A 13819-nucleotide genomic window follows, 5' to 3' on the forward strand; every position below is an offset into this window, starting at 1 on the left:
CGGCGATGGGTGCCTGCGACGCTTAAAAAGGACGGTCGGACCGTGGGCAGATCAGGGAGCGACGCCGACCGTCAACAGCGTTCCCCACGTGCGGTAGCGGTCGACCATCGCTTCGCGCGTCTCGTAGTCCTCGGTCGGGAACTCGTCGGCGTCCGGAATCTCGACCTCCCGGTCCGGAATCGCGTCCTGCTCGGCGACGTACAACCCGGCCTCGCGGAACGCCTCGCGGTACTCGGCGCGCGACCACAGGGTCATGTCCACCGAGATGTACTCTTGCCACTCGTGGCTCGTCTCGCTCTCTTCGAAGAAGTTGACGGCGCAGTAGAAGGTGCCGCCGGGGCGCAGCACGCGCCGGACCTCTTCGAGCGTGTGGACCGGATCACTCGCGTAATAAAAGGCCTCCATCGAGAACACGTGGTCGAGGGAGTCGTCGGCGAAGGGGAGAGAGTCGAAGTCACCGACGGTGAAGCCGACCGCGTCGTCGTCGGTGTACTCGCGGGCGTTGCGGGCCATCTCCGGGGCGCCGTCGAGACCGTAGCCGCGCCCGATGCCGCGCTCGCGGAGCGCGCGGAGCGCGTAGCCGGAGCCGGTGCCCAGATCGAGGACGGCGTCGCCCGCCTCAACCGGCATCCGCGCTAAGACGTGTTTCGCGGTGTGCCAGTGGCGGTCTTCCATGCCGCGGTCCTTTCCCGTCGCCGCCCACTCGTCGAACTCCTCGCGAACGCTCATAGGGGAGTCGACGGGCGGACGGGTGAAAATGCGTTCGGAGCGGGGCGGCTCGAACGGAGGGGGAGTCCGTCGCGGCGTCGAGTTCCCAAATCCGCCGCGCCGACCGCGAAGCGGGGACGTTTTATTCGCCGCCGGCGCGTGGACGTGGTATGAAGCGGCCGAAGTCGCTCCGCCGTCCGACGTTCCGGCTGGCGGACTCTGCCCAGCAGGCCGTCGGCGGGTTCCTGCTCGCGGGACCGTTCGTCGTCACCGAGGAGGTGTGGGTGCTGGCGGCCGGCATCCACTGGATTCAGGGCGTTGCGACCGCCGGGATCGTCGCCCTGATCGGCTACGCCGCGCTCTACCGCGCCGACACCGACCGCGACCCGGACGGCGAACAGGAGATAGCCGGCGTCCCCGCCCGGTTCCTCTCGCTGATGATCGTCGCGTTCGGCTCCGTGCTCCTGCTCGCGGTGCTGTTCGACGCGCCCGACACGTTCCTCATCGAGGAGGGGGTCGTCGGGAGGGAGCTGTGGGCGACGACGCTCAAGGCGGTCACGGTCGGCGCGGTGTTCAGCGTCGTCGGCGCGGCGACCGCCGACAGCGTGTTCTGAGCGGGAGGTTTCCGGACTCTCGCGGACCGTCCTCACAGCACGACCGAGACGACCGCGAAGAGGATCAACACCCCGGCGATGTCACAGAGGTTCGTCACCACGGGGATCGTCGTGTCGTCGGGGTTGAGTCCGACCCGATAGGAGATCTCGACCGCGGCGACGCTGGCGACGACCACGAGGACCGCGAGACACAGCCCGGAGACGAGCGATATCAGCAGGACGCGGCCGAGCGCGAGCGACCCGCCGAGCGCGAGTCCGATGGCCCACGCGGCGACGCCCACGGCGCCGAAGACGGTCGCCGCGAGTCCGAACACCGCGCCCGCGTTGGCTCGGAGGGCGGGGTTCGACGGACTGAACTCGTAGGTCCCCAGGTACAGCTGGGTCGTGAGCCGCGAGCAGGTGATCGACGCGAGGTTGCCGGCCGTCCCGATCTGGACCGGGACTAAGACGAGAAGCGCCGGGTACCGCAGGAGGATCTCCTCGTACGTCTTCAAGACGGTCCCGGAGACGAGCTGTAACACCGACAGCGCGGCCAAAAGCGGGATCATCGTGCGGACGATCCGCCAGATCGACCACTCGTCGATCACCGTCGATTCGGGGTCGGTCACGACACCGCCCCCACGACGGCGACCCCGACGAGGAGGAAGAACACGCCGAACACGTCGCCGAGCGTCGTGACGACCGGCCCGATGACGTTGTCGGGGTCCAGCCCGCGCCGGTAGCCGACGAAGATGACTGAGATTAGCACCGTGATCATCAGCACCGCCGAGAGGAAGCCGGCGACGGCCATCACGCCGACGAGCTGGAACAGGCTCCCGCCGTCGCCGAACAGGACGAGCGTGAGGTAGGTGACGACTGCGATGAACACCGAGACGGTCATTCCGTTGAGAAAGGACGCAACGATCGCGTTCGTGAGCCGCCGGTCCAGCCGGAACCGCGGCTCGATGATCCCCTGATGCAGCCCCGTCGAGAGCCGCGCGCCGAGCGAGCCGTACACCCCGCCGCGAGTGGCGAGAAACGCCGGCAACAACAGGAGCAGTCCGGGGACCTCCGCGATGTTGGCGCGCATGGTCTCGGAGGCGAGTATCGTCCCCGCGAACAGCCCGGCGATCAGACTGACCGCGATCACCGGGAGCGCCTGCCGGTAGATGTCGCGCGCGGAGTCGTGCCCGGGCATCGAACGCACCGACGGCGGGCGGGGCAAAAAAACCGACCGCCGCGAGGGACGGCCGTCACCGGGGTGCGGATCGGCGTCGCGTGCGTGTCACAATCTCCAGACGAAACGCCGGGGAGTTCCGAACGACTGCGGGCGAGCAGCGACCGAACGGGACGAGCGGCGACCGAACGCGGGCGAGCGGCGACCGAACGCGGGCGATCGACCCGCCCGCGTCCGACGGTCTCGGACGCGTCCGGCCCGCACCGTTAAGTCGATCCGGCGAGTTCCGATCCCATGGACTACTCCCTCGCCGTCGAGAACGGGCCGGAAACGATACCGGGCGGGACCGGACTCCTGCTCGTCCACCCGAGCATCGGCGAGACCGACCGGATCGACACCGACTTCTTAAAGACCGACACCGACGCGTTCCTCGTCGTCTCGACCCGGACCACCGCCCGCGAGGTCGAACAGAAACTGGAGTACTACGACGTCGACGAGACGAAGGCGACCATCCTCGACACGCTCTCCGTCGAGCGCGGCTACTCGCGGCGCACCGCCGACGACGTCTACTACGTCTCCGCGCCCGACGACCTCGACGGCGTCGTCGACCGCGTGGAGCGGTTCCTCACCGAGAACGAGGGGAAGCGACGCGTCTCGGTCGACTCGCTCACCGAGATGGCCTACTACGCCGACGACGACGCGGTGTACGACGCCGCCGCCGAGATCCTCGCCCTCCTGGACGAGCACGACGCGGTCGGCATCTTCCACCTCTCCGAGGAGGTCCACGAGGTCGCGACGCTCGACCGGTTCCGCGAACTGTTCGACGGCGTCATCGACCTCGACGGCGAAGGGAACGTCGTCGTCGACGTCTGAGGCGGGGGCCCGCCGCGGCCCGCCCTGAGGCTCCCTACTCCTCGTCGTCGACGAGCGCCGCGAACGTCTTCTCCGCCCACGCGACGGCGTAGGGCGCCCCGCGCTCCCGGTACGCGACCGTGTCGAGCGCGCCGTACGGCGCCGGGAGGTCGAGTTCGTGTTTGACCGCCGAGCAGGCGTACTCCGTCGCGTCGGAGAAGTCGCTGTCGCCGCGCGCGACCTCGCCGGAGAGATCCCCGAGCCGACCGGCGAGCCGGTCGCCCGCGTCGACCCACGCGTCGAACAGGCGGGGGAACTCCCCGTCCCACGACGCGAACTCGTCGCGGGTGTGGAGACCGACCCACGCGTCGAACAGCGCGTTCGCGACCTGGAAGACGTCGGTGGGACCGAACCCGGTCGTCGACGCCCCGGTCTCCGGGTCCGGGCGGCGGATCGCCGCGTCGAGGTCGCGGTAGCGCTCGCCGAAGAACGGGAGGAACGACTCGGGAAGACCGGGAGAGTTGTTGCCGTTCGCGGCGTCACCGCCACCGACGGCCCCTGAAGCCGGCTCGCAGCCGATCTGGACCAGGCGCTCGGCGACGAGGAAGGCGAGGAAGTCGTCGGGGGTCCCCTCCGCACGCCGCTTGACGAGGACGGCCGGCGGGTCGGTCTGTGCGGTCCGGACGACCGTCCCGTCGCCGGGAAGCCCGACGGTGAACGCCGGGCCGGCGTGCTTTCGGAGCAGATCGGGTACTTCCGCCGGGAGCCACTCGGCCGGGTACGACGCGGGATCGAGCGCGTCGGCGAAGAGACCCAGATCCTCCGCGGCGGCCGGGGGGAGCGTCTCGAAGTCCGACTCGACGTCGAGGACGGGCGACCCCGGCGCGTACCGGTCGCGGACCGCCGCGAGGTCGTCGTCGAGCGACCGGGTCGAGAACATCAGCCGAGGACGTACGAGAGGATGATGAGCACCGAGAGGACGGCCGAGACGCCGACCGTGCCGACCACGATCTTGGTTGATTTGGACATGGTCGTCCCTGCGTCCGCCGGTCGTTAAAATCAACCGGTCCGCGCCAACCGTGCGGCGCCGGTCGCGCGCGGAACCCTGTCGGGTGCGGCGACTGGGCAGCGACTGAGCGGCGGCGATTTTATGTCGCCGGACGAGAGTGCGGAGGTATGCGAGTTCGCGACGCGGTCGAGACCGACGCCGCGGCCCTGGCGTCGATGACGGGGCGCCCCCGCGGCGTGGTCCGCGACATGATCCACGACCGGTCGGTGCGCGTCGCAACGACTGCCGAAGTCGCGTCCGCGGAGAGTGCCGACGACGGGGGGCCGACACCCCCGCCGACGCGGTCGGCGGGTTCGTCGCGTTCGACGCCCGCGACGGGGTCGTCCACGTGACCAACGTCGAGGGGAACCCAGACGCGGTCCGGCGGCTGTTCGAGGAGCCGGTACGGTTCGCGGCCCGGGAGGGAATGAGCGTCGAGGCCGTGCTCCCGACCGACGGGACCGCGGACGACGCGGCCGAGACTGTCGGGTTCGAGGCGGTCGGCTCCGGCCCGCGGATCGACGGCGCGTCGACGACGCGGTACCGGTTCGACCCGGACGAGAGCGACTGAGAGCCGGGGGCGCTTCGGTCAGTCGAAGCGGCCCTGAACGATTTCGAGCGCCTCCTCGCGGTCGTCCCAGTCGACGAACACCGCGACGGAGGTGGCGCTCGTGATCAGGTCGATGATGTTGATGCCGGCGTCCGCGATGGGCGCAATGATGTCCTGGATGACGCCCGACTGGTTGGGGAGCTCACCGCCCGTGACGCGGATCACGGCGATGGGGTCGGCGACGGTGACGGAGGAGAGCGCCTCGTCGGTGACGACGGACTCGTGGAGCAGCGCCTCGGCGGTCTCGGCGACGTCGACGTCGACGTAGAAGGTGACCGAGTCCATCCCGGAGGCGACCGCGTCGATGTTGATCTCCTCGGCGCGGAGCGCGTTCGACAGCTCCGAGAGGATCCCCGGTCGGTTGCGGATCGCTCGGCCCGCGATGGTGAGACACGCGAGTGGCTCCTCGCGCATGTCGATCAGGCTCTCGAACTCGCCTTCGATCCGGGTGCCCCCCCGGAGGAGGTCGCCGTGCTGATAGTGGACGACGCGGACGTCGAGTCCCTCGTCCTTGTACGAGAGCGCGGAGGGCGCGACCACCTCGGCGCCGCGGAAGGATAGGTTCCGCAGCTCGTCGACGGTGATCTGGCCGACGTTGCGCGCGCCCTCGACCACCCGCGGGTCGCCGGTCATCACGCCCTCCACGTCGGTGACGATCACGACCTCGTCGGCGTCCATATAGTTGCCGAGCATCACGGCGGTCGTGTCGGAGCCGCCGCGCCCGAGCGTGGTGACGTTACCCTCGTGATCCTCGGCGAGGAACCCGGTGATGATCGGGACGACGCCGTCGAGTCGCTCCGCGATCTTCCGCGCTCGCCGCTTCGTCTCCGCGACGTCGACCTCGCCGCGCTCGTCCGTGACCACGGGCCAGTCCGGGTGGCCGGGTTCGAGGAAGACGGCGTCGACGTCCCGGACCGACAGCGCGGCCTTCAGCATCCGGACGCTGGTGCGCTCGCCCATCGAGACGATCTCCGCGCGGTCGGCGTCGTCCGTCTCGAAGGTGATGTCGTCGAGCAGTTCGTCGGTGGTCGACCCCATCGCGCTCGCGACGACGGCTATCTCGTGGCCGGCCGCGACTGCGCTCGCGACCGAGTCGGCGGCGCGCTCGATCCGGTCGCCGCTCCCGAGGCTCGTGCCGCCGAACTTCGCGACTACGCGCATACGGATCCCTCGCTAAGGGACCGGGGAAGTCGATCCCCGGTCGGTCGACGGGGCGAGAACGAGACGGCGCGGCCCGGACCGAGACCGGAGTCCCGGCCCGGTCGGCGGAAGCGATCGGTAAACATGCGACTCCGTAGCGGAGGAAGCCGGATAACAGTACCTTCTTCGACAAGGGTCGCCCGAACCGCCGAACCGCTCGAAGAGACGGGCGCACGGCGGCGAAAACGGAACGGACGATCACCGGGATCAGCAGCCGGCGGTCAGGCCGGGGGAGAGGACGGGTGCTGGAGGACGGGAAGGCCGCTACTCGTCTTGGATGCCCCACGCGTCGGGCATCTCGATGACGTACCGGCCGTCCTCCTGGAGGGAGATGATGTACTCCTGTCGGTCGTACAGCTCCATCAGGTTCAGCTCGTACTGCCCGGGACTGACGATGCGGATGCTCTCGAACTGGTCGTTGAGCTCGTCGCGGAGCGCGTCGATGCCCGGCTGGGGCTCCTCCTCGGCCGGCGGCGGCTCGGCGGGGTCAACGTCGCGGCTCGCGCGGTCGAGCTCGTCCGGCGACACCACCTCGGAGCGCGCGCTCGCCTGCGCGGTGTCCTCGTCGCTCCGGTCCGCGATCTGTTCCGTGCCATCGGTTTCGGGCGACGGTTCGGCGCTCGCGGGCGCGTCGCTCGGCGGCGAGTCCGCCGGGGTCGCGTCCGCGGGAGTGCCCGGAGTCGGGTCGGCGGCGCCGTCGTCCGGGACCGGCTGATCGTCCGGGGCCGGCTGATCGTCCGGAACCGGCGGCGTCCGGTCGGACGTGTCGGCGGCGGAGCCGGACGGGTCAGCGGCGGACCCGGACGCCTGACCGGTCTCGCCGCCGGAGCCGGCGTCCTCGGTCGCGCCGGCGGGCTTGAACTGGAACTTGTTCCCGCCGCAGTCGGGACAGCCCGACAGCATCTCCTTGGAGCCGTCGGGGAACGTCCGCCCGCAGGAGGTACACTGGTGGGGCATCTACTTGCGGGAGACGAGCGTGCTGATGAGGTTCTCGTCTTTGTGGAGTGTCTCGATGCGGTTCGCCGGGCCGATCACCGTGAGCTTCTGGGTCGACTCGCGGCCCATCAGCTTGTCGAGGAAGCTCTGATCGCCCGCCTCGGCCTTCGGGTACGTCTCTATCTCGATGCCGGTGAAGTCGTCGGGGCTGATCTCGGTCATCGTCACCTCGATGAGCCGGGACTCCTCGTCCGGAGAGAGCCCCTCCTCGAGGATGACGATGTTGCCGTCGCGGACGCCGTCGAGGATGAGCCGGATCTTCTCCATGCTCGTGAGCCCCTCCATCCGCGCGCCGCTTATCATGTCGATCCGGACGCCGTCGTCGGCGTCGTCCGGGTCGTCCGCGGCGTCGACGTTGGCTTTCGGGCCGGGCATCAGCCGAAGTACTCCGCTATCTTGGTGTACACTTCGTCCATGTTGTCACCCTCCAACGCGGACAGCGGAATCGTCTCGTGTTGCGGGAAGGCGTTCGCGATCTGCTGGACGTCCGACCCGGGCAGGTCCGTCTTGTTCGCGAGGATGAGCGCGGGCAGGTCCTGCGACTCGATGATCCCGATCAGCATCGTGTTCACCTGCGTGAACGGGTCCGTCGTGGAGTCGAGCACGTAGATGACGCCGTCGACGTCCTCGCGGAGCCAGTCGCATCGCCTCCGCGACGCCCTCGGTCGCCTCGCGCGACCGGCGGACGGCGTCGTCCTTCTCCATGTCGTGGTCTAAGAACTCCTTGTAGTCGACCTTCGTCGTCACCCCGGGGGTGTCGACGATGTCGATGGTGACCGTCCGCCCGTTGCGTTCGATCTCCACGCCCTCCTTCCGGCGGGCCCGGCGAGTCTCGTGGGGGATGTGGCTCTCTGGGCCGACGGCGTCACCCGTCCAGTCGCGTGCGATCCGGTTTGCGAGGGTCGTTTTACCGGCGTTCGGCGGTCCGTAGATCCCGATCCGCTTGGGCTCGTCGGCCGCGAACAGGCCGTCTGTGACCCGCGATATGCTGTCTCTGAGATTCGTGAGCAGTCCCATCCTGACCTCCAGTCCGTGTGGTTTTCCCGAACACCGCGTTCGTTTCCGCGACGCCGTTCGATCCGACGCTCGACGCCCGTTCGGGGAATTACGGTAGGGTCCTCGCCGTGGTCACTTAAGAACTGCGTCAGACACCGCCGATCCGGAGTGTCGGCGGCAGACGAACCCGAAATTCGGGGGAAAAAGGGATCGGGGCGTCGGGGTTACTCCTCGTCGCTTCCGTGTTCCCCGTCGCTCCCGGCTCCCCCGCTCTCCCCGTCGCTCCCGGCTCCCCTACCCTCCCCGCCTCCCCCGCCCTCCCCGCTGTCTCCGCTCGCGGCGTCGAGGAAGACGATCGCGCCGCCGAGCAGCGCGAGGTTCTTCAGGAAGTTGATCTTGTTGCCGTGGCGCTGTTTCCCCTCCATCGTCCAGAAGTCGTGGATCGCAGGCGTCGTCCCGAGGAAGAAGACGACGAGCGCGCCCGCGGCCGCCCGCGGGAGCCGCCAGAGGACGATACCGAGGTTGGCGACGAACAGCATCCCGGTGACGAACGGGACGAGGAGGTCGGGCATCGGGACGCCCTTCTCCTCGGCGACGGCGACGCGCTTGTCGTTGTTCTTGAAGCCGTCGACGGCCATGTACGCGAGGACGCCGCCGTACAGCGATCGGCCGAGCAGGGACGGGGCGTCGTTGCTCCGGTCCGGATCTGATTCCGACGCGGATTCGTCCGCCATTCAGACCACCTCGATCCGGCTGACGTTCGCGTCGACGCGCCCGACCGTCTCGTAGGTCGACCCCTCGTCGCCCTCGCCGTCGACGCGCCGCATGATCCGTCCCTCCACGTCGTCGCGCTCGTCGGGCACGTCGAACAGGCCGGAGCCGCAGACCACGTTGCCGTCGTGGACTGCCCACGTCTCGATTATCTCGTGGGGTTCGCCGGGGAAGGAGACGCGCTCGAAGTCGCGGCCGAAGTTCGTCGACTCGAACAGGGCGACCTCGTGGTCGTCGTTCACCCACGCCGGGGGCGCCTCCTCGCCGCCGCAGAAGATCACCCGGCCGTCGTGGACGAACACGCGGCGGATGTACGAGAAGTCGCTGCCGGCGTCGAGACGGTCCCACGACTCGCCCGCGTCGGTCGTCCGCCACAGGCCGCCCTCGCCGACCGCGTGGCCGAGACCGAGGTTCTCTAAGTCGTGGTCGAGGTAGCCGGTCGCCGCCAGCCACACGTCCTCCGAGATGGGGAGCACCTGGTGAACGTCGTCCACGATGGCGTCCCGGCGGTCGGACCACGTGCGGCCGCCGTCGCGGCTCACGTGGATCCCGCCGGCCTCGACGCCGGCGATCAGGTGCTCGGGGCGATCGGGGACCGCTTCCAGCGCGCGGAGCCGGGCGTAGTGCGGGTCGATCGGCGACTCCCAGTGGCCGCGGGAGGGGAGCTCGCGGAACCCCTTCTGCTCGGTCCAGGTCTCCCCGCCGTCGACCGAGCGGAAGACGTAGGGGTCGTTGGTGCCGGCGTACAGCGCGCCGTCCGCGGTCGCGAGGATCGACCACACCTCGCTCTGCCCGGCGTGCCAGAAGCGGTCGCCGAGCGGGACCTCCAGGTCGGTCCAGGTCTCCCCGCCGTCGACCGAGCGGTACGCGCCCGTCGAGGACGCGACGAAGACGCCCTCGGTGTGATCCCACGACTTCACCGCGGTGACGACCCCGCAGTCGAGGACGGGGTCGAGTTCGTCGCGCTCGAAGGGGACGTCGTCGGTTCGGTACAGACCGGAATCTGTCCCGATCAACAGTGTCATATCCGTGTGTCAGCCGGGCGCATAATAAAGTTTTACCAATCTGTAAAACGCTAAGTGGCCGGGCCACGACGGGGCGTTCATGCCCGCGCCGCACGCCACGGTCCGCCCGACCGACGCCGCGTACCTCGACGAGTCGCCCTCGGGGGAGGTCGGCGACCGCGAGTCGCCGCCCGAACTCCCGACCGAACTGCTGAATATCCCGTGGATCGACCCGCACAACCACGCCCACACGCTGTCGTGGGAGGACCGCGAGCGCTACGCGCTCTCCGGCTGCCGCTCGATGGTGATGGTGTCCTCGGGGTACCACTGGACCCCCTACAAGCCCGTGGAGGCCAGCGACATCCGCTTTTTGTGGGACGACGCGATCAACCGCCGCCAAGCGATCGAGCGCAACCACTTCTTCGAGGCGAAGCTGGGGCTCGGCGTCCACACCGGCGTCCGGATAGAGAATCCCGACGAGCTGCTGGCGGCGATGGACGACTACTGCGCGCTCGACGAGGTCGTCGCCGTCGGCGAAACGGGCGTGACCCCGACCCAGCACGTCGAGCGCTGGGATATCGACGAACAGCAGGCGGTCGTCCAGGCGCAGATGGAACTGGCCGACGACCACGACCTCCCCGTCCTGCTCCACACGCCGAACACCACGCCCGAGGCGAAGCGCGAGTACCGCGACGACCTCGGCGTCACCCCCGGCTACGAGAAGAACGCCGGACTCGGAACTGAGCCGGTCCTCGACGGAGAGAACCCGGCGCTCGAAGCCGTGAAACGGGACGTCGAGGCCGCGCGCGACGCCGGGCTCGACGAGGAGCGCGTCGTCGCCTCGCACGCGGACGCGGACAACACTGCGTATCTCATGGACGAGACCGACTGCTACCTGAGCTACACCATTGGCCACTCGTGGCTCGTCGGCGTCGACGCCGCCGACGTGGCGGACGCCATCGACGAGTACGGACCCGAGCGAGTCATGATCGACACCGACACCGCGAATGTGCTGCGCACGGACCCGTACGCGGTGAAGCGCGCAATCTTCGAGCTGTACCGCTACGGCATCGACGTCGACGACATCCGGACCGTCGTGTACGAGAACCCGCGGGACGTGTTCGGGCTGGCGGAGTAGGCGATTTAAATTGGTTCGCGGTGCGGTGGCGTCGCCGGCGGCTTCGCCGCCGGCTGCAAGAGGCGCGTCGCGCCTCCCTGCGTGCCTGCGAGCGGCCGCCAAGGGCGGCCGCGAGCCAGCACGCGCGAGGGACGCGGCGAACGCGAGCGGCGCAGCCGCGAAGCGTGAGCCGCGAGGCTGGGGAGGCGTGAGGTGCTGTGCGGAGCGGTGCGGGGTGGGACTCGAAGGGGCGTCCGCGAGGACGACGGCGCGCGACGCAAGGACCGCAGCGAGGGAGCGCGAGCGACCGAGCGAGGACCACAGCGAGCGCACCGAGTCCTCGCGGCCGGGGCTTCGACTGGGTTCTCCGCGGTAACCTCGGGCGCGTATTAATATATCCTAAGTCAGCGAAAATAAATCTCGTGTCGACCGCTACTCCGTCTCGAACTCGGTCGTCAGTTCGCCGACGCCCTCGACGCCGACCGTAACTGAATCGCCGTCGCCGAGCAGCACCGGCGGCTCGCGGTAGACCCCCACTCCGGGTGGCGTGCCCGTAAACACCAGGTCTCCGGGTTCGAGCGTGAACGCCTGACTACAGAAGGAGATCAGGTCGTCGACGCCGAAGATGAGGTTCGACGTGGACGACTCCTGCAGGCGCTCGCCGTTGACCTCGGCGAAGACCTCGAGGTCGTGGGGATTGCCCACCTCGTCGGTCGTGACGAGGTCCGGCCCGGTCGGGGCGAAGGTGTCGAGGCTCTTCCCGCGGACCCACTGGCCGTCGCCGTGCTGGAGGTCGCGCGCGGAGACGTCGTTGCCGACGGTGAAGCCGGCGACGTGGTCGAGCGCCTCGTCGGGGTCGACGCGGCGGGCGCGCTCGCCGATGACGGCGACCAGCTCGGCCTCGTAGTCGACCTTCTCGGTGTACTCCGGGTCCCAGCGGACCGCGTCCTCCGGGCCGACGACCGACGTTGGAAACTTCGAGAAGAGGACCGGTTCGTCCGGAATCTCGTTGTCGCCCTCCTCGGCGTGGTCGCGGTAGTTCAGCCCGACGCAGACGACCTTCTGCGGGTCGTCGACGGGGGCGGCGCGGTCGAGGTCGGCGGGGTCGCGGAGACCGACGCCGGTCGACTCGGCGTACTCGACCGCGAGGTCGGCCTTGCGGCGCCACTCCCAGTCGGCGAGGAGGTCGCTGGTTCGGTCGGGCACGTGGACGCCGGCTGCGGCGCCGGCGTCGGCGAGGTCGACGACGCCGTCGTCGGTGGCGACGCCGGGCCACGGTGTCTGTTCGTCCGTCGTTCGGTATTGGCCGATTCGCATGTGAAGTGAGAGGGTGAGTTCGGTTGGTGATGTGAGCGTTCGGTCCGGCGTTACGCGTCGATGCCGGCCTCGTCGAGCAGGCGCTCGCCGGAGGCGACGAACCGGTCGAACTCCTCGTGGACCTTCGGGTTCGTCAGCTCGCCGTCGCGCTTGACGACCTCGCCGTCGACGAGGACGGTGTCGATGTGCGAGGGGTCGGACTGAAACACGACCGTCTGGACCGGGTTGTGGCAGGGCGCGGTCATGAAGTCGTCGGCGTCGAACAAGACGAGGTCGGCGCGCTTGCCGGGCGTGATCGTCCCGATCTCGTCGTCGAGTCCGAGCGCCTTCGCGCCCTCGATGGTGGCCATTTCGAGGGTGTCGCGCGCGGAGATGCTCACCTCGGTGACCTCCTCGTCGCCCTCGAGGACGGCCTGATTGTCGAACATGCGCTGGAGCTGCATGCCGATCCGCATCTGGCTTCCCATGTCGCCGCTCACGTTCGAGCAGACGTCGACGCCCCACGCCGGGCGGCCGCCCGCTTCGATCACCTTCCCGGTGACGGGGATGCCGTGGCCCATCTGGATCTCGACCTCCGGGGTCGACGAGAAGGAGACGCCCTGCTCGACGGCGTGGTCGATGTCCTCCTGCGAGAAGTGGTTCCCGTGCGCGACGTTGACGTCCGGCCCGAGCATGTCCTCGATGGTGCCGAACCCCTGGTAGTCGTCGCCGTACACCGACGAGGGCCACAGTGCGGCGCCCATGTGGATCGTCGAGAGCGCGTCCAGGTCGCGCGCCAGTTCCAGGTCCGCCCGGGCGGTCTCGTCGGTACAGAAGTCCGGTCCTCGAAGCCCGAGCGCGAGGCTGAGAAGGTCGTCGTCGCGGATCTTCTCCTCGTGAAGCTCTCGGATGTTCTCCTCGGGGAGGCCGACGTCGCTCTCGAACCACCATTTCGCCGCGTCGTCGCCCGGCGGGCCGTAGGTGTACACCGCGCGCAGCCCGGTGTCCTTCAGCGCGTCGACGGCGCGCTCGCCGTGTTCGAGCGTGTTGGGGTACGACCAGTCGAGGGCCGTCGTCGTTCCCGTGTAAATCTTCTCGAACGCGCCGTAGAGACCGCCGAGATACATGTCCTCGGGCCGGTACAGCCCGGTGATGTTGCCGAGCATGTCGTCGAAGTACTCGCCCATGAGCGACCAGTCGCCGGCGATCCCGCGTACCTGCGTCTGCGCGAGGTGGATGTGCGAATCGACGAACCCGGGGACGACGATCTGGCCGGCGGCGTCGATCTCCTCGGCGTTCGACGCCGACAGCCCGGTCCCGACCTCGATTATCTCGCCGTCCTCGATCAGGACGTCGGCCTCGTCGAACTCCCCCACGTCCGGGTCGAGCGAGACCACGGTCCCGTTTCGCACGATCGTTTGTGTCATGTTCGATAATAGGGTTTGACCAAG

General features: G+C 69.0%; 15 protein-coding genes and 2 pseudogenes. 4 read left to right on the forward strand and 13 right to left on the reverse strand.

Translation table 11 applies throughout. The annotated features are described in order from the left end of the window. Positions 1-51: 51 nt before the first annotated feature. Positions 52-729, reverse strand: a complete 678-nt coding sequence (locus tag ACODNG_RS08495; RefSeq protein ID WP_434520955.1) for a class I SAM-dependent methyltransferase — start codon at positions 727-729, stop codon at positions 52-54. Between the two features lie 149 nt (positions 730-878). Here ACODNG_RS08495 and ACODNG_RS08500 point away from each other — a divergent pair, with 149 nt between their 5' ends. Next, positions 879-1322, forward strand: coding sequence for a DUF2391 domain-containing protein (locus ACODNG_RS08500; RefSeq protein WP_434520956.1), 444 nt, complete (start codon positions 879-881; stop codon positions 1320-1322). 32 nt (positions 1323-1354) lie between these two features. Here ACODNG_RS08500 and ACODNG_RS08505 read toward each other — a convergent pair whose 3' ends face one another. Then, the gene (locus tag ACODNG_RS08505) at positions 1355-1930 is read right to left on the reverse strand and encodes a magnesium transporter (RefSeq protein ID WP_434520957.1); all 576 of its coding nucleotides are present in this window, start codon (positions 1928-1930) and stop codon (positions 1355-1357) included. Further along, positions 1927-2499, reverse strand: a complete 573-nt coding sequence (locus ACODNG_RS08510; RefSeq protein WP_434520958.1) for a magnesium transporter — start codon at positions 2497-2499, stop codon at positions 1927-1929. Before ACODNG_RS08510 ends, ACODNG_RS08505 begins: the two co-directional genes overlap by 4 nt. Positions 2500-2772: 273 nt before the next feature. Here ACODNG_RS08510 and ACODNG_RS08515 point away from each other — a divergent pair, with 273 nt between their 5' ends. Then, positions 2773-3351: a DUF7090 family protein gene (locus tag ACODNG_RS08515; RefSeq protein WP_434520959.1), complete on the forward strand. Its 579-nt coding sequence runs from the start codon at positions 2773-2775 to the stop codon at positions 3349-3351. A 34-nt stretch (positions 3352-3385) separates the two neighbouring features. On the opposite strand, the gene ACODNG_RS08520 is transcribed toward ACODNG_RS08515, so the two are convergent. Then, positions 3386-4270: a DUF7089 family protein gene (locus ACODNG_RS08520; protein ID WP_434520960.1), complete on the reverse strand. Its 885-nt coding sequence runs from the start codon at positions 4268-4270 to the stop codon at positions 3386-3388. Further along, positions 4270-4359, reverse strand: coding sequence for a hypothetical protein (locus tag ACODNG_RS08525; RefSeq protein ID WP_425544856.1), 90 nt, complete (start codon positions 4357-4359; stop codon positions 4270-4272). The genes ACODNG_RS08520 and ACODNG_RS08525 overlap by 1 nt, the downstream gene beginning before the upstream one ends. Positions 4360-4506: 147 nt before the next feature. Here ACODNG_RS08525 and ACODNG_RS08530 point away from each other — a divergent pair. Further along, a pseudogene (locus ACODNG_RS08530) lies at positions 4507-4949 on the forward strand (hypothetical protein). Between the two features lie 18 nt (positions 4950-4967). On the opposite strand, the gene ACODNG_RS08535 reads toward ACODNG_RS08530, so the two are convergent. The 6 genes and pseudogenes from ACODNG_RS08535 to ACODNG_RS08560 form a co-directional block, all read right to left on the reverse strand. Then, the gene (locus tag ACODNG_RS08535; protein ID WP_434520961.1) at positions 4968-6149 is read right to left on the reverse strand and encodes an aspartate kinase; all 1182 of its coding nucleotides are present in this window, start codon (positions 6147-6149) and stop codon (positions 4968-4970) included. A 303-nt stretch (positions 6150-6452) separates the two neighbouring features. Continuing rightward, complete coding sequence (locus ACODNG_RS08540; protein WP_434520962.1) at positions 6453-7145, reverse strand: OapC/ArvC family zinc-ribbon domain-containing protein; 693 nt, start codon at positions 7143-7145, stop codon at positions 6453-6455. Continuing rightward, entirely contained in the window at positions 7146-7559 is a 414-nt protein-coding gene (locus ACODNG_RS08545; protein WP_434520963.1) for a DUF2073 domain-containing protein, read from the reverse strand. It abuts the gene before it with no gap. Continuing rightward, a pseudogene (locus ACODNG_RS08550) lies at positions 7559-8201 on the reverse strand (Era-like GTP-binding protein). The gene ACODNG_RS08545 and the pseudogene ACODNG_RS08550 overlap by 1 nt, the downstream one beginning before the upstream one ends. Positions 8202-8404: 203 nt before the next feature. Then, the gene (locus tag ACODNG_RS08555; protein WP_434520964.1) at positions 8405-8914 is read right to left on the reverse strand and encodes a DoxX family protein; all 510 of its coding nucleotides are present in this window, start codon (positions 8912-8914) and stop codon (positions 8405-8407) included. Beyond that, on the reverse strand, positions 8915-9976 hold the full coding sequence (locus ACODNG_RS08560) for a WD40/YVTN/BNR-like repeat-containing protein (protein ID WP_434520965.1): 1062 nt from the start codon (positions 9974-9976) through the stop codon (positions 8915-8917). It lies immediately after the preceding gene. A 79-nt stretch (positions 9977-10055) separates the two neighbouring features. Between ACODNG_RS08560 and ACODNG_RS08565 the strand changes: the two genes are divergently transcribed. Next, positions 10056-11093, forward strand: a complete 1038-nt coding sequence (locus ACODNG_RS08565) for a TatD family hydrolase (RefSeq protein ID WP_434520966.1) — start codon at positions 10056-10058, stop codon at positions 11091-11093. Between the two features lie 411 nt (positions 11094-11504). Here the strand turns inward: ACODNG_RS08565 and ACODNG_RS08570 are convergent, their stop codons facing one another. Together ACODNG_RS08570 and ACODNG_RS08575 are read right to left on the reverse strand one after the other, a co-directional pair. Further along, complete coding sequence (locus tag ACODNG_RS08570) at positions 11505-12389, reverse strand: fumarylacetoacetate hydrolase family protein (RefSeq protein ID WP_434520967.1); 885 nt, start codon at positions 12387-12389, stop codon at positions 11505-11507. A gap of 50 nt (positions 12390-12439) precedes the next feature. Further along, positions 12440-13795, reverse strand: a complete 1356-nt coding sequence (locus ACODNG_RS08575) for an amidohydrolase family protein (RefSeq protein WP_434520968.1) — start codon at positions 13793-13795, stop codon at positions 12440-12442. Between the last annotated feature and the right edge of the window lie 24 nt (positions 13796-13819).

The organism is Halorubrum sp. AS12 (genome assembly GCF_051122765.1).
Lineage (GTDB): Archaea > Halobacteriota > Halobacteria > Halobacteriales > Haloferacaceae > Halorubrum > Halorubrum trapanicum.